This window comes from Streptomyces sp. NPDC101776 (assembly GCF_044766845.1).
Classification (GTDB): domain Bacteria; phylum Actinomycetota; class Actinomycetes; order Streptomycetales; family Streptomycetaceae; genus Streptomyces.
The window spans coordinates 195,678-210,644 of the sequence record NZ_JBIWMV010000009.1 but is presented as its reverse complement, the minus strand read 5'-3'; the positions used below and the strand labels follow the sequence as shown (position 1 = coordinate 210,644).

Annotated in this window: 13 protein-coding genes; 8 read left to right on the top strand and 5 right to left on the bottom strand. The window is 69.5% G+C overall.

Annotated features, from left to right (window positions below; translation table 11 throughout):
• Positions 1-210: 210 nt before the first annotated feature.
• From ACIRRY_RS27350 to ACIRRY_RS27330, 5 genes are all read left to right on the top strand, one after another.
• Complete coding sequence (locus ACIRRY_RS27350) at positions 211-975, top strand: IclR family transcriptional regulator (RefSeq protein WP_200679638.1); 765 nt, start codon at positions 211-213, stop codon at positions 973-975.
• Between the two features lie 379 nt (positions 976-1,354).
• Positions 1,355-2,134 (top strand): MIP/aquaporin family protein, encoded by a 780-nt coding sequence (locus ACIRRY_RS27345; protein WP_403977344.1) that lies wholly within the window; start codon positions 1,355-1,357, stop codon positions 2,132-2,134.
• Between the two features lie 93 nt (positions 2,135-2,227).
• The gene (gene glpK, locus ACIRRY_RS27340) at positions 2,228-3,766 is read left to right on the top strand and encodes a glycerol kinase GlpK (RefSeq protein ID WP_403977342.1); all 1,539 of its coding nucleotides are present in this window, start codon (positions 2,228-2,230) and stop codon (positions 3,764-3,766) included.
• A 9-nt stretch (positions 3,767-3,775) separates the two neighbouring features.
• Positions 3,776-5,392: an FAD-dependent oxidoreductase gene (locus ACIRRY_RS27335; RefSeq protein ID WP_403977340.1), complete on the top strand. Its 1,617-nt coding sequence runs from the start codon at positions 3,776-3,778 to the stop codon at positions 5,390-5,392.
• A 108-nt stretch (positions 5,393-5,500) separates the two neighbouring features.
• Positions 5,501-6,061, top strand: coding sequence for an SMI1/KNR4 family protein (locus ACIRRY_RS27330; protein ID WP_403977338.1), 561 nt, complete (start codon positions 5,501-5,503; stop codon positions 6,059-6,061).
• Positions 6,062-6,099: 38 nt separating this feature from the next.
• Here ACIRRY_RS27330 and mtnK read toward each other — a convergent pair whose 3' ends face one another.
• From mtnK to ACIRRY_RS27310, 4 genes are all read right to left on the bottom strand, one after another.
• Positions 6,100-7,260, bottom strand: a complete 1,161-nt coding sequence (gene mtnK / locus ACIRRY_RS27325; protein ID WP_403977336.1) for an S-methyl-5-thioribose kinase — start codon at positions 7,258-7,260, stop codon at positions 6,100-6,102.
• A 22-nt stretch (positions 7,261-7,282) separates the two neighbouring features.
• A complete protein-coding gene (locus ACIRRY_RS27320) occupies positions 7,283-8,329 on the bottom strand; it encodes an ABC transporter permease (RefSeq protein ID WP_403977334.1) in 1,047 nt (348 codons plus the stop codon).
• 385 nt (positions 8,330-8,714) lie between these two features.
• Entirely contained in the window at positions 8,715-10,274 is a 1,560-nt protein-coding gene (locus ACIRRY_RS27315; protein WP_403977332.1) for a sugar ABC transporter ATP-binding protein, read from the bottom strand.
• Positions 10,261-11,358: a substrate-binding domain-containing protein gene (locus ACIRRY_RS27310; RefSeq protein WP_403977330.1), complete on the bottom strand. Its 1,098-nt coding sequence runs from the start codon at positions 11,356-11,358 to the stop codon at positions 10,261-10,263. Before ACIRRY_RS27310 ends, ACIRRY_RS27315 begins: the two co-directional genes overlap by 14 nt.
• Before the next feature lie 471 nt (positions 11,359-11,829).
• Here ACIRRY_RS27310 and ACIRRY_RS27305 point away from each other — a divergent pair, with 471 nt between their 5' ends.
• The 3 genes from ACIRRY_RS27305 to mtnB are packed head-to-tail and all read left to right on the top strand — an operon-like array spanning position 11,830 to position 13,756.
• The gene (locus ACIRRY_RS27305; protein WP_403977328.1) at positions 11,830-12,429 is read left to right on the top strand and encodes a 1,2-dihydroxy-3-keto-5-methylthiopentene dioxygenase; all 600 of its coding nucleotides are present in this window, start codon (positions 11,830-11,832) and stop codon (positions 12,427-12,429) included.
• Positions 12,426-13,151: an acireductone synthase gene (gene mtnC, locus ACIRRY_RS27300; protein ID WP_403977326.1), complete on the top strand. Its 726-nt coding sequence runs from the start codon at positions 12,426-12,428 to the stop codon at positions 13,149-13,151. The genes ACIRRY_RS27305 and mtnC overlap by 4 nt, the downstream gene beginning before the upstream one ends.
• The gene (gene mtnB, locus ACIRRY_RS27295) at positions 13,148-13,756 is read left to right on the top strand and encodes a methylthioribulose 1-phosphate dehydratase (RefSeq protein WP_403977324.1); all 609 of its coding nucleotides are present in this window, start codon (positions 13,148-13,150) and stop codon (positions 13,754-13,756) included. The genes mtnC and mtnB overlap by 4 nt, the downstream gene beginning before the upstream one ends.
• Before the next feature lie 87 nt (positions 13,757-13,843).
• Here mtnB and mtnA read toward each other — a convergent pair whose 3' ends face one another.
• Positions 13,844-14,875 carry an S-methyl-5-thioribose-1-phosphate isomerase gene (gene mtnA, locus ACIRRY_RS27290; RefSeq protein ID WP_403977322.1) on the bottom strand — a complete coding sequence of 344 codons (1,032 nt, stop codon included), beginning with the start codon at positions 14,873-14,875 and terminating at the stop codon, positions 13,844-13,846.
• Between the last annotated feature and the right edge of the window lie 92 nt (positions 14,876-14,967).

The following is a 14,967-nucleotide window of genomic DNA, read 5'->3' as shown; positions in this document are numbered from 1 at the left end:
AAACGTCCAGGAGGCGGACCGGGGTGACGCGGGGATCAACGCCGTCTAGGTTCTCGCGACGGGTGACGCAACCGGCTTCGCGACAGAAGCCGCAACAGGAATCGACCGACCATTAGCGAGAGGTCGGCATGGAACGGTAGTGTTCGACAATGCCGAACGGCGGCAGCGACGCCGCGCGTCGGCGGTCGAACGGACGGAGGCAGCACGGCGATGGCACGGAACATCCAGTCGCTCGAACGGGCGGCCGCGATGCTGCGCCTGCTCGCGGGCGGCGAGCGACGGCTCGGCCTCTCGGACATCGCCTCGTCGCTGGATCTCGCCAAGGGCACGGCCCACGGCATCCTGCGCACCCTCCAGCACGAGGGCTTCGTCGAGCAGGACGACGTCTCCGGGCGCTATCAGCTCGGCGCCGAACTGCTGCGCCTGGGCACCACCTATCTCGACGTGCACGAGTTGCGGGCCCGCGCCCTGGTGTGGACGGACGACCTGGCCCGCTCCAGCGGGGAGAGCGTGCACCTGGGCGTCCTGCATCTGCGGGGCGTCCTGATCGTGCACCACGTCTTCCGGCCCGACGACAGCCGGCAGGTCCTGGAGATCGGGGCCATGCAGCCGCTGCACTCGACGGCCCTGGGCAAGGTGCTGTCGGCCTACGACCCGGTCGCGCACAGCGAGGCCCTGGAGGCCGAGCGCAAGCCCTTCACCGACCGCACGGTGTACGAGCTCGCCGACTTCGAGCACGTCCTCGACGTCACCCGCGCGCGTGGGTACGCGGCCGACGTCGAGGAGACCTGGGAGGGCGTCGCGTCGATCGCCGCGCCCATCCACGACCGGCGGCGCATGCCGGTCGGCGCCGTCGGCATCACGGGGGCCGTGGAGCGCCTGTGCCGTGAGGGCGAGGTACGGCCCGAGCTGATCGCCGCCGTACGCGACTGCGCCCGCGCGGTGTCGCGGGACCTGGGCGCCGGACGGTTCTGACCGCTCCGGATTCACAGCAAGAACTCACCGGAACGTCATGAGGACGTTCCGGTCTTAGTCGTACCCTGGACGACAAAGTCGGTCAAAACGGTAAATCGCCACACACGGCGTCCACCTGACTGCCGTCCGCATCGATCACCGGATCGATAGGCCAGAGCAATCAATAACGATCGTGTTTTCGATAACAGCACTCTTGACGCGCCTGTAACCCCGGAGCAAGACTCCCGTCCATCGGTCGGCATTGTCGAACACCTACCGGCAATACGCGCTAGAGTGTGGCAACGCCAAAGGCCGGCATCGCTCTCACCCCCGAGGGCGCACGAATCCCCGGCGGGACCCGGGGTTCGGCTTCCCTGGACGAAGGACAAAGGAGTCGCGGGTGTCCAGCTCCGACATCTTCATCGGCGAGACCATAGGTACCGCCGTACTCATCCTGCTCGGCGGTGGCGTCTGCGCCGCCGTCACGCTGAAGGCCTCCAAGGCCCGTAACGCCGGCTGGCTCGCCATCGCCTTCGGGTGGGGTTTCGCCGTCATGACGGCTGTGTACATCTCGGCACCGCTCTCCGGTGCCCACCTCAACCCGGCCGTGACGCTCGCGCTCGCCATCAAGGACGGTGGCTGGGACAACGTCCCGATCTACTGGGCCGGCCAGCTGCTCGGCGCCATGATCGGCGCGACGCTGGTCTGGGTGGCCTACTACGGCCAGTTCCAGGCCCACCTCACGGACAAGGAGATCGTCGGCGAGCCGACGGCCAAGGCCGTGGAGGCCGAGGAGAAGGGTGCGGGCCCGGTCCTGGGCATCTTCTCCACCGGTCCTGAGATCCGTAACGTGGTGCAGAACCTCGCCACGGAGATCATCGGCACCGTCGTCCTGATCCTCGCCATCCTGACGCAGGGTCTGAACGACAAGGGCAACGGTCTCGGCACCCTGGGCGCCCTGATCACAGCGTTCGTGGTCGTCTCCATCGGTCTGTCGCTCGGCGGCCCGACCGGTTACGCGATCAACCCGGCCCGTGACCTGGGCCCGCGCATCGTGCACGCGCTCCTGCCGCTGCCCAACAAGGGCGGTTCCGACTGGAGCTACGCCTGGATCCCGGTCGTCGGTCCACTGATCGGCGGCGCGATCGCTGCGGGTATCTACAACCTCGCTTTTGCTTAGGACCAGAGTCCTGGTTCAGGACCACAGTCCGGGCACTGAAGCAGCAGTAGTAGAACCAGTCCTCATGACCACGGAACCCCTCAGGAGCACACAGTGACCGACGCGCACACCGCCGGACCGTTCATCGCGGCCATCGACCAGGGCACGACCTCCAGCCGTTGCATCGTCTTCGACCGGGACGGCCGTATCGTCTCCGTCGACCAGAAGGAGCACGAGCAGATCTTCCCGAAGCCGGGCTGGGTCGAGCACAACGCCACCGAGATCTGGACCAACGTCCAGGAGGTCGTCGCCTCCGCCATCGAGAAGGCCGGCATCACCCGCGACGACATCAAGGCCATCGGCATCACCAACCAGCGTGAGACCACGCTGCTGTGGGACAAGAACACCGGTGAGCCCGTCCACAACGCCATCGTCTGGCAGGACACCCGCACCGACGCGCTCTGCAAGGAGCTGGGGCGCAACGTCGGACAGGACCGCTTCCGCCGCCAGACCGGCCTCCCGCTGGCGAGCTACTTCGCCGGACCGAAGGCCCGCTGGCTGCTCGACAACGTCGAGGGGCTGCGCGAGCGCGCCGAGGCCGGCGACATCCTCTTCGGCACCATGGACAGCTGGGTCATCTGGAACCTGACGGGCGGTGTGAACGGCGGCCGGCACGTCACCGACGTCACCAACGCCTCCCGCACCATGCTGATGAACCTGCACACCATGGAGTGGGACGAGTCCATCGCCGAGTCCATCGGCGTCCCGCTGAACATGCTGCCCGAGATCCGCTCCTCCGCCGAGGTCTACGGCGAGGTCACCGGCGGCCGTCTCGGCGACGTGCTCGGCGGCATCCCGGTCGCCTCGGCGCTCGGCGACCAGCAGGCGGCCCTGTTCGGCCAGACCTGTTTCGCCGAGGGCGAGGCCAAGTCGACGTACGGCACCGGCACATTCCTGCTGATGAACACCGGTGAGAAGCCGGTCAACTCGTACAACGGCCTGCTCACCACGGTCGGTTACCGCATCGGCGACCAGAAGGCGGTCTACGCCCTCGAGGGCTCGATCGCGGTCACCGGTTCGCTGGTGCAGTGGATGCGCGACCAGATGGGGCTCATCTCCACCGCCGCCGAGATCGAGACCCTCGCGCTCTCGGTCGAGGACAACGGCGGCGCCTACTTCGTGCCGGCCTTCTCCGGTCTGTTCGCCCCGTACTGGCGCTCCGACGCCCGCGGTGTGATCGCCGGTCTGACCCGGTACGTCACCAAGGCGCACCTCGCGCGCGCCGTCCTGGAGGCCACGGCCTGGCAGACCCGTGAGATCACCGACGCCATGACGAAGGACTCCGGTGTCGAGCTCGCGGCGATCAAGGTCGACGGCGGTATGACCTCCAACAACCTGCTGATGCAGACGCTCTCGGACTTCGTGGACGCCCCCGTGGTGCGCCCGATGGTCGCCGAGACCACCTGCCTCGGTGCCGCCTACGCCGCCGGTCTGGCCGTCGGCTTCTGGACCAGCACCGACGACCTGCGTGCCAACTGGCGCCGGGCCGCCGAGTGGACCCCCAACATGGCCGCGGAGAAGCGCGACCGTGAGTACAAGAGCTGGCTCAAGGCCGTCGAGCGGACCATGGGCTGGCTCGAGGACGAGGAGTAAGAACCCCACATGACCGTTAAGTCCACCCTGCAGTCCGTGCCTGCCCTCGGTACGCACCCGGCCTCCGGCTCGAACCCGAGCCGGGCCGAGACCCGGGAGCAGCTCTCCAAGGCGACGTACGACCTCCTCGTCATCGGCGGCGGCATCCTGGGCATCTCCACCGCCTGGCACGCCGCGCAGTCCGGGCTGCGGGTGGCCCTGGTCGACGCCGGCGACTTCGCCGGTGCCACCTCTTCCGCCTCCTCCAAGCTTCTCCACGGCGGTCTGCGCTACCTGCAGACCGGCGCGGTGAAGCTGGTGGCGGAGAACCATTTCGAGCGCCGTGCGGTGTCCCGTCAGGTGGCCCCCCATCTGGCGAACCCGCTCACGTTCTACCTCCCCGTGTACAAGGGCGGTCCGCACGGTGCGGCGAAGCTCGGGGCGGGCGTCTTCGCCTACTCCGCGCTCTCCGCGTTCGGAGACGGCGTCGGCCACCTCCTGTCCCCCGCCAAGGCGGCGCAGGACGTGCCCGAGCTGCGCACCCAGAACCTCAAGGCCGTGGCCGTGTACGGCGACGACCAGATGAACGACGCCCGCATGGCGCTGATGACGGTCCGCGCGGCCGTCGAGGCGGGCGCGGTCGTCCTCAACCACGCCCAGGTCACCGGACTTCGGTTCACCCAGGGCCGGGTGACCGGCGCCGAGTTGCGCGACGCGACCTCCGGCGACGAGTTCGGCGTGAGCGCCCGCCTGGTGCTCAACGCGACCGGCCCGTGGGTCGACCACCTGCGCAAGATGGAGGACCCGAACGCGGCTCCGTCCATCCGCCTCTCCAAGGGCGCGCACCTGGTCCTGAAGCGGACGGCTCCGTGGAAGGCCGCCCTGGCGACCCCCATCGACAAGTACCGCATCACCTTCGCCCTCCCCTGGGAGGACATGCTGCTGCTCGGTACGACCGACGAGGAGTACGAGGGCGACCCGGCGGACGTCTCGGTCAACGAGAAGGACATATCCCAGATCCTGGACGAGGCCGCGTTCTCGGTCCGCGACCAGCAGCTCTCCCGTGACCTGATCACGTACTCCTTCGCCGGTCTGCGCGTGCTGCCCGGCGGCCCCGGCAGCACGGCCAAGGCCAAGCGCGAGACCGTGGTGACCGAGGGCAAGGGCGGCATGCTGTCCGTCGCGGGCGGCAAGTGGACCACCTTCCGGCACATCGGCCGTACGGTCATGCAGACGCTGGAGTCCCTCCCCGGCCGCCCGCTGGGCGAGGACTTCGAGCCGATCTCCTCCCTCCCGAAGAAGCTGCCGCTGCCGGGTGTCGCCAACCCGCGCGCGGTCGCCCACCGTCTCCTGGTCGACAACCCGGCGCCGGGCCCGCGTATGGCGGCCGACACGGCGAAGCATCTGGCCACGCACTACGGCTCGTTGGCCTTCGACATCGCCCGACTCGCCAACGAGGACCCGGAGTTGGGCCGGCGCGTCCACCCGGACGCCCCCGAGATCTGGGCCCAGGTCGTCTACGCCCGCGACCACGAGTGGGCCGAGACCCAGGACGACGTCCTGCGCCGCCGCACCACCCTCACGATCCGCGGCCTCGCCACGGACGAGGTCCGCGCGAAGGTCCAGGACCTGCTCGACAAGAAGTAGGCGCTACGGCTACGACGTCACTCGCTACGACGTGAAAGGGGCGGCTCCCGATCGGGCGCCGCCCCTTCCGCGCGCCCCGGTGTCAGTGCCGGGTGTTTTCATGAGCGTATGAACAACGATCAGGCCTCCGCCGAGGAACTAGCCGCGCTGCGGGCGGCGTTCGGCGTGGACGACGGCGGCGGGTCGGCGCTCGGCTGGGACGCGGTGCGCGTGTTCGAGGCGGAGCACGGGGTGGTGCTGCCGGAGCCGTACCGGACGTTCGTGGCGGAGATATCGGACGGGTCGTTCCAGGGCCCGCCGGAGTACGGGCTGGTGGGGCCGGCCGAGATGCCGGACGACTGGGGCGACGGCGAGGAGGACCGGGACCTGGCCAAGCGGTTCCCGCTCGCCGCGAGTTGGCTGTGGGAGGAGGACGACGGGCCCTACGACGACCCCGACGCGGTCGTCGGGCAGGTCCTCAACCACGGCTCGATCGTGCTCGGGACCGACGGCTGCGCGATGAACTGGCACCTTGTCGTCACCGGCCCCCAGCGGGGTCATTCCTGGCACGTCACCGATGTGGGCGCCATGCCGTTCGGCGCGGAGTTCGGCTTCACGACCTCCGCGCCCGGGTTCGCCGGCTGGGTGGCGCACTGGGCGGCCGGCAAGGAGTGGTTCGACGCGGAGTGACGCCTCTACGCCTCCATGCCTCTACGCCTCTACGCCTCTCAGACAAGCGCCTTGATGTGGTCCGGCGACGTCAACTCCGCCCGTCGCACGATCAGTTCGCGCCCCAGCAGCAGCGCCCGCCGGGACGCCGGCACCGGATCCGGCAGCGTCGTCAGGTCGGTCAGGTGGGCGAAGCCGATGATGCGGCGGACGATCTCCGTGCCGGCGTAGCCGACGGAGTCGGTCCAGACGCGGGACAGGAAGCGGTCGAGGAAGGCGTCGTCGAAGAAGGTGTCGACCCGGGTGGACCACAGGCGGCGGAACTCGGTCTCGAACGCCGTCCAGGACAGCCGGAGTTGGTCGCCGTGGTCGGACAACGTGCCCAGCGCGCGGGCCCGTTCCTCCGACACCAGCACGTTGGCCCAGTACAGGCCGAGGTCGTAGCCGACCGGGCCGACGAAGGAGAACTCGGGGTCGAAGACCCGTACCACCGGGGCGCCTTCGCGCTCGCCGACCATGACGCTGCCGGTGTGCAGGTCACCGTGGAGGAGGGCCTGCGCGCTGGTCATGAAGGTGTACCGGAGATCGGCGACCTCCGTGCGCAGCCGGGTGTCCGCGCGGAACTCGGCGGCGAGGTCCGCCAACTCCGGGAGCCAGTGGTTGTGTTCGTGCTCGATGTACGGCTCGGACAGCACCACGTCCTCGGTGATCTCGCACAGCTCCGGGCTCACCGAGGTCGCGATCAGCGCCTTGCGGTCGGCGGACGCCATCCCGAAGTCACTGGTCGCGAAGGCGAGTTGGGCGACGAACTCACCGATCCTCGCCGAGGTGTCCAGGCCGTACGACGCGCCCTCGTTGAGGACCGTGCGCAGGACCTCCAGATCGGACATGTCCTCCATGACGAGGGCGTAGTTGTCGGCGTCGTAGCCGTGGATCGCCGGGATCTTGTCGGGGGCGACCCGCGCGACCTGCTCGTAGGCCCTGGCCTCGGCGTCGGCGCGCTCGGGGCTCATCGGCCAGGAGGGACCGGCGACCCGTACCCAGGGCAGCGCCTGCTTGATCGCGAGGCTGTGGCTGCCGTCGGCGTTCGACGCGAGGAACACCCGGTTCATGTTGCCGTCCGACACCTCACGGACGTGGATGTCGGTGACGTCCGCCCAGTGGCCGCGCTCGTGCAGGTACGCCGGGATGTCGTCGGTCTCCAGGATGCGGTAGCCCATCGTACGAACTCCTCGAACTTCCTTATGCGGTACGGCGCTTGGACAGGGTGAAGCTGAAGACCAGGGCGAGGATGAGGACCGCGCCCTCGACGACGTCCTGGGTGTAGTAGGGCAGGCCCTTGATGGTCAGGCCGGTGGTGATGATGCCGATGAGGACGGCTCCCAGGGCGGTGCCCCAGACGTTCGGGCGGCCCCGGCCGAGCACCGAGGTGCCGACCAGCGCGACGGCGACCGCTTCGAGGAGCTGGCTGGTGCCCGCGCTCACGTCACCCTGGCCGATGCGGGACGCCAGGATCAGGCCGCCGATGGAGGCGAGGACGCCGGAGAGGACGTAGGCGAGGGCCCGGTACGCGCCGACGCGGATGCCGGCCAGGCGGGAGGCCTCGGGGTTGGCGCCGATGGCGTACAGGACGCGACCCCAGCGGGTGCGGGCCAGGAACACCCAGGCGACGACGGTCAACGCGCCGAAGATCACCACGGAGATGGGGATGCCGAGCATCGTGCCCCGGTCGATGCGCAGGAAGCCGGCGGTGAACTTGCCGGGGGCGGTGGTGCCGTCGGACTGGGTCATGCCGGCGGAGATGGACTGGCCGTCGACCAGGATGAGTTTGGTGCCCTGGATGACGAACATGGTGCCGAGGGTGGCCAGCATGTCCGGGATCTTCATCACGACGATCAGCAGGGCGTTCAGCAGCCCGGCCAGCGCGCCCGCCGCGATCACGGCGAGGATCGCGACCGTGCCGACCTGGTTGTACGTCACCATCGTCTTCGCGGCGACGGTGACACCGAGCCCGGCGACCGCGCCGACGGACATGTCCATGCCGCCGACGGCCATGGTGACGGTCACGCCGAGCCCGAGGATCGCGGCGACGGAGACGTACCGGAGGGTGTCCAGCAGGGTCGCCGACTCCCGGAAAGAGCCCTCGCTCAGCGCGAAGTACAGGAAGAGCGCGACGGTGACGAAGATGAACCCGTACTTGATGACGGCGTTCTGGACGACCACGGCGGTGGAGACGGCGGGCCGGGCCGCCGCCTTCGGTGCGGTCTCGGAGCTCTGGGTGGTGGTCATGACGTACTTCCTGCCGTGGCTTCGTGCGGGGCTGCTTCGTGCGGGGTGGGCATGAGAAGGGCGCCGCGGGACTGCTTCACCGGCGTCGGACGGGCTCTGGCGAACTGGTCTGCGGGAATCACGCGGGGGTCGCCGAACGGACCTACCGGCATCAGGCCGACACCGACGGACTCATCCACCAGCACCATCAGAGGAGCGCCGCCGAACTGTCCTCCAGGCACCACTCGGGAGTCGCCGAACGGACCTACCGGCATCAGGCCGACGCCAACGGACTCATCCGCCAACACCAGACGAGCGCCGCCGAACTGCCCTCCGGGCACCCCGCGTTCACCGCCGGACGGAACCACTGGCATCAGTCGAACGCCACCAAGCCGCCCCACCCCCATCACACGGACGCCGAGATGGTCTGGATCACGCGGTCGCGTTCCGCCGCTTCGCCGTACGCGTCGAGGTGGACCTCCCCGGCCGCCAGGACGACGACGCGGTCGGCGGTCTCCAGGATCTCGTCGACGTCGGCGGAGAGGACGAGGACAGCGGCACCCTCGGCAGCCAGCGCACGCGCCCGGCGGCCGATGTCGCGCCGTGCGCCGATGTCCACGCCTCGGAACGGCTCGTCCAGGATGAGGACGCGAGGGGTGTGTGCGAGCCAGCGGCCGACGACGACCTTCTGCTGGTTGCCGCCGGAGAGTTCCTCGACCGTGCTGTGCTCGTCGCGGGCGACGACGCCGAGGGCGTCGATGGTCTCGCGGCCGAGGGCGTCCTCCTTCCCCGTGTTCACGAGCCCGCCCCGGGACAGGGACTTGAGGAACGGCAGCGAGATGTTCTGCGCCACCGACCAGCCGGGGACGAGCGCGTCGGCGTGCCGGTCCTCGGGGACCAGGTGGACGCCGGCGCGGATCGCGTCGGCGGGGCGGCGGGGCGCGTAGGGCTTGCCGTCGAGCGTGACCGTGCCGGTGGCGAAGGGCTCGGCGCCGAACAGGCCGCGGGCGAGTTCCGTCTTGCCCGCGCCCAACAGGCCTACGACGCCGGTGACTTCACCGGCGCGGAGGTCGAGGTCGAGGGGCGCGCGGCCCTCGAAGAGGTGGACGCCGTGCAGGCCGAGGACGACGTCCCCGTGGTCACCGCTGCGCTGCAGCCGGGCCGACGTCGCCTCGTGGGCCTGCGCGAGCATCGCGCGCAGGGCGCTGTCCCAGTCGAAGGGCTTGACCTGGTCGTCGGTGAGACCGCCGTCTCGCAGTACGACCAGGCGGTCCGCGAGCGCGTCGATCTCGCCGAGGCGGTGGGAGACGTAGAGGACCGCGATGCCGTCGTCGCGCATCTTCTCGACGAGGGCGAAGAGCCGCTCCGCCTCGGCGGCGGAGAGCGCCGAGGTCGGTTCGTCGAGGACGAGCAGTCGGGGGCGGGTGGCGAGGGCGCGGGCCAGGATGAGCAACTGGCGGTCGGAGATGCCGAGTTCGGTGACGTCCCGGCGCAACACGGCGTCGCTCCAGTCGAGTCCGAGCGCGGCCTGGATCTCACGGGCGCGGGCCAGCACACGGCGGCCGTTCAGGAACGGATTGCCACGGCGCTGGGCCAGCTCCTCGAAGACCAGGTTCTCGGCGACGGACAGGCCGGGCACGATGCCCTCGCCGATCCGCTGGTGGACCGTCTGGATGCCCAACTGCCGGGCGGCAGACGGAGACTGGAGAGCTGCGGGCTCCCCTGCGACCCGCACCTCCCCGCCGTGGTCCGTGTGCACGCCCGACAGGATCTTGATCAGCGTGGACTTGCCCGCGCCGTTGGCGCCGAGCAGCGCGACCACGCTGCCCGGTGCGATGTCGAGCGAGACGGAGGCGAGCACCGTCTTGCCGCCGAAGGCCATGCTGACGTCGCGGAGGCTGACCGCCGCGTCACCGGCCGCCGCACCACCGCCCGCCACGTCAACCGCCGTGTCAGTGGGCGACATTGGGGATCCAGTCCGCCGTGCTCACCTTGGAGAGGTTCAGGGCGGGCAGGGCCGCGCGCAGCTGGTCCATGTTCTCGATCTTGTTCTTGCGCAGGAAGTCCTGCGTGATCGCGACGGCCGGGAAGTCGACGGTGGTCTTGTTCAGCTGACCGGCCAGTTCCAGCGCGGCCGTACGGACGACTGCGGCGCCGACCGCCGACGGGTCGGTGCCGGCGGTGGCGACCCACGGGCTGTTGGCCGCGGTCATGTTCTGGATGTCGGCGTTGGAGACGTCCGCGCCGAAGACCTTCACCTTGCTCTGGAGCTTCTTGTTCTGCACGGCGAGAAGCGTGCCCTTGGCCAGCTCGTCGTACGGCGCGAAGATCCCCGCGACGTCGGAGTGCTGGGTGAGCGCGGCGGAGACCAGGGGAACGTTGTCGGTGGCCGTGGAGTCGGTGACCTTGCCGACCTTGAACTGCTGCTTCCAGCCGTTGGCGTCGACGGCGGTCTTCCAGACGGAGTTGCGCTTGTCGAGGGCCGCGTAGCCGGCCACGTTGACGTAGCCGACCTTGGCGTTCTTGCCGACCGTCTGGGCCATCACGTCGAGAACGGCCTTGGCCATGCTCGCGTCGTCCTGCTCGGTGCTGATCACGGACTTGTTGGTCTGGTCGACGTCGTAGACGACGACCTTGATGCCCTTCTTCACGGCCTGGTCGATCTCGGGCTGGATCGTGGACGGGAAGCCGTGGTCGACGATGATCGCCTGCGCGCCGGAGTTGATCGCCGAGGACAGGTCGGTGGCCTGCTTGGCGTTGTCGGCCTGCGCGTCGTACACGGTCAGGTCGATGCCGAGGGCCTTGGCCTGCGCCTTCGCGCCGTTGCCCCACTGCTCGAAGTAGTCGCCTGCGCCGCTCTGCCGTACCAGGGCGACCTTGACCGTGCCCTTGCTGAAGGGGGCCGGCTTCTTGCCCGTGGCGGCCGAGGCCGAGGCGGCCGTGTCGGCGCTGCTCTTCGAGGCGTCCGTGGACTGCGAGCAGCCCGCCAGCAGAAGGGCGGAGACGGAGGCGAGCGAGAGCGCGGCGAGGGGGACGCGGATACGGGACATGAGTGGCTCCTGGTGCGGGGTACTGCCGAGGCGAGGAAGGGCGGAGTGCTCACCCGGAGCAGGGGCGAAAACGCGCCATCGCACACGGGCGTGCGCCTTCGCACGAGCGGGTGGGACAGGCGGCGGGCGGCCCGCAATACGGGGCGCGCCGGAGGCTCCGGGTGTGGTCAGCGACAGCTGGCTGTGGTCGACCGGAGCAAGTCCACGTACAGCCGCCGCACGAGCAGCAGCGTCTTCATAAACAGATCATGAGAACGATTCCAGCCATTGGTCAAAGGGATGGAAGCGGTTTCTCATCAGGTGAGACAACGACTACGTCACATCAGGCCTGTTCACCGACGGCGGTTACCATCACATAACCGGCCCCGACCCGGTATGACGGGCCGCGTTGTACGCGCCGCCCCTCCCCCCACCGATCCGGTGACCGTCTCGGTATCCGGACATCACGCCCACCTTTTCGGAGTTGCTCCCATGACCCTGCTGACGACCTGGTCCGAGTCCGGCCCCGAGACGCTCGTGCGCCGCACCGCTGACCCCGTCGAGATCGCCGCCGCGCTCGCCCCCATCGGCGTCCGCTACGAGCAGTGGCCGATCCGTGAGGACGTCCCGGCCGACGCCGACAGCGACACCGTCTTCGCCGCGTACGGCCCGGAGATCGAGAAGCTCAACGCCGAGGAGGGCTTCACCACCGTCGACGTCCTCGGTCTGCACCCCAGCGACGACCCGGAGTACCCGGCGAAGGCGGCCGGCGCCCGAGCGAAGTTCCTCCAGGAGCACACGCACGACGACGATGACGAGGTCCGTTTCTTCGTCTCCGGCTCCGGCATCTTCTACCTGCACGTGAACGGCGAGGTGAACGCCGTCTACTGCGAGAAGGGCGACCTGCTGGGCGTGCCGCGCGGCACCACCCACTGGTTCGACATGGGCACCGAGCCCGCCTTCACCGCGATCCGCTTCTTCCACGAGGAGGACGGCTGGGTCGGCAACTTCACCGGCTCGACCATCGCCTCGCGCTTCCCCGACTACGACACGATCGACGCCGGCTACCAGCGGGACAAGGCCGCCGCGTGACCTTGCGGTACACCGCGGACGCCGTGGTGCTCGACATCGAGGGCACCACGAGCGCCACGGGTTTCGTCGTCGACGTGCTCTACCCGTACTCGCGCTCGCGCTTCGCCGCGCTGCTCGCCGAGCGGGCCGAGGACCCTGCGGTGGCCCGGGCGATCGCGCAGGTCCGCGAGCTGACGGACACCCCGGACGCCGACGCCGTACAGATCGAGAAGACCCTCAACACCTGGCTCGACGAGGACCGCAAGGCCACCCCGCTGAAGACCCTCCAGGGCATCATCTGGTCGGAGGGCTTCGCCCGCGGCGACCTCGTCTCGCACTTCTACGACGACGTCGTACCGGCCCTGCGCACCTGGCACACGGCGGGACTTCGGCTGTACGTCTACTCGTCCGGGTCGGTGGCGGCTCAGCGGGCGTGGTTCACGTCCAGCCCCGAGGGCGATCTGCTGCCGCTCGTCTCCGGTCTCTACGACACGGAGAACGCCGGCCCCAAGCAGGAGCCGGAGTCGTACCGCCGTATCGCGGCGGCGACAGGCGTCGAACCGTCCCGGCTGCTCTTCCTCTCCGACCGGCCCGGCGAGCTGGACGCGGCCGTGGCCGCGGGCTGGCACGCGGTGGGTGTACGACGACCGGGAGAGCCGTACTTCGAGCAAGGTGTCGGCGACCACGCGCAGGCGGGGGCGTTCGACGAGATCAGCATCACCAGTTCAAGGAGCACCACGTGACCACCGAGATCAGCGCCCTCGACCTTGAGGAGGCGGGGGCTCGACTCGCCGCCGAGTCCGCCCGGTTCGCCTCGTTCGGCTGGATGCGGGGGACCTCCGGCAACTTGTCGGTGGTGCTGTCCCGGGATCCGCTGCTGCTCGCCGTCACGGCGAGTGGGCACGACAAGGGTGAACTGACGGCCGCGGATGTGGTGTTGGTGGACTCGGACGGGGCGGCGGTTCGTGGTGGTAAGCCGTCTGCCGAGGCCGAACTGCACGCTCGTGTCGCCGCGTTGACCGGTGCGGGGGCGGTGGTTCATGTGCATACCGTGGCGTCTGTCGCGATGGGGCGGCGTGCGCCGGGCGGGATCGTGTTCAAGGACGTCGAGATGCTCAAGGGTGTCGGGCAGCCTGCGCATGATGTCGAGGTGACCTTGCCTGTCATCGCCAACAGCCAGGACATGAAGGTGCTCGGGGATCGGCTTGAGGCGGCTCGGGATGCTCGCATGCCGGCGGTGGTTGTGGCCGGGCACGGGCTGTATGTGTGGGGGGCGGATCCTCGTCAGGCCCGGCATCACACCGAAGTAGTCGAGTGGTTGCTGGAGTTGGAACTTACGCAGGGTTGAGGGTTGTAGTCACAGTGCGGGCCGGTGGGGGCTGGTCGCGCAGTTCCCCGCGCCCCTAAAAGACAGAGACAGGGCGCGGGGGCTTGGCTACTTCAAGTGGCTGGCCGGGAGTTCGCCTGCCGACACTTCCAACACGCCTCGCTCCGTGACCAGTCCGGTTACCAAGCGGCCCGGTGTCACGTCGAACGCGGGGTTGTGGCCGCGCGACTCCGCCGGAGCCGTCCGCACCCCCGCCCACTCCAACACCTCGGCCTCGCCGCGGAGTTCGATGTGGATCTCGGCGCCGGTCTTGGTGGAGAGGTCGACCGTGGTCGTGGGGGCCGCCACCAGGAACGGGATGCCGGCGTCCGCGCAGGCGAGGGCGACACCGACCGTGCCTACCTTGTTCGCGGTGTCGCCGTTGGCCGCGATGCGGTCGGCGCCGACGATGGCCGCGTCGACCTCGCCGCGCAGGATCGTGCCGGCGGCGGCGCCGTCGGCCTGGACATAGTGCGGGATGCCCTCCTGCACCAACTCCCAGGCGGTCAGGCGTGATCCCTGGAGGAGGGGGCGCGTCTCGTCGGCGTAGACGACCTCCACCAGCCCGCGCGCGTGCAGTTCGCGGATGACGCCGAGTGCGGTGCCCCACCCGGCGGTCGCCAGCGCGCCGGTGTTGCAGTGCGTCAGAAGCCTCAACGGCCGTTCCACGCCCACCCGTTGGACCAGCCAGTCCGCGCCGAAGGCGCCCATCGCGCGGTTGGCGGCGACGTCCTCGCGCTGGACGGCGGCGGCCTCTTCGAGAACGGCGTCGAGGCCCTCCTCGAATCGGGTCATGACCCGGTCCACGCACACCATGAGGTTGACCGCGGTGGGCCGGGCCTCGCGGACGCGGGCGACGGCCGCGCGGGTCTCGGCCTCGGTCCAGCCCTTCCGCTCGCCCTCGATGAGCGCGAGTGCGACGCCGTACGCGCCGGCCGCCCCGATCGCGGGCGCCCCGCGCACCACGAGCCGCTGGATCGCGTCGACCAGAGTGTCCACATCGTGGACATCCATCGTCTCGTTGCGATGCGGGAGCAGGGTCTGGTCGATGAGCGCGAGGCCGCTGCCGGTCCAGTCGACCGCACGCAATTCCTGGGACATAACGGGACACTCCTGCTGTTCCGATGGTGCCGGACACGGTACATGACCAGGGAGAACCACAGTTCGAGACAGTCGAGCAGGTGTCTCAAAAG

Bases quoted from the DNA above. Each gene is read 5' to 3' on its own strand.
- ACIRRY_RS27350 (WP_200679638.1), top strand. From the start codon at position 211: ATGGCACGGAACATCCAGTCGCTCGAACGGGCGGCCGCGATGCTGCGC.
- ACIRRY_RS27335 (WP_403977340.1), top strand. From the start codon at position 3,776: ATGACCGTTAAGTCCACCCTGCAGTCCGTGCCTGCCCTCGGTACGCAC.
- ACIRRY_RS27330 (WP_403977338.1), top strand. From the start codon at position 5,501: ATGAACAACGATCAGGCCTCCGCCGAGGAACTAGCCGCGCTGCGGGCG.
- mtnK (WP_403977336.1), bottom strand. From the start codon at position 7,260: ATGGGCTACCGCATCCTGGAGACCGACGACATCCCGGCGTACCTGCAC.
- ACIRRY_RS27320 (WP_403977334.1), bottom strand. From the start codon at position 8,329: ATGACCACCACCCAGAGCTCCGAGACCGCACCGAAGGCGGCGGCCCGG.
- ACIRRY_RS27315 (WP_403977332.1), bottom strand. From the start codon at position 10,274: ATGTCGCCCACTGACACGGCGGTTGACGTGGCGGGCGGTGGTGCGGCG.
- ACIRRY_RS27310 (WP_403977330.1), bottom strand. From the start codon at position 11,358: ATGTCCCGTATCCGCGTCCCCCTCGCCGCGCTCTCGCTCGCCTCCGTC.
- ACIRRY_RS27305 (WP_403977328.1), top strand. From the start codon at position 11,830: ATGACCCTGCTGACGACCTGGTCCGAGTCCGGCCCCGAGACGCTCGTG.
- mtnA (WP_403977322.1), bottom strand. From the start codon at position 14,875: ATGTCCCAGGAATTGCGTGCGGTCGACTGGACCGGCAGCGGCCTCGCG.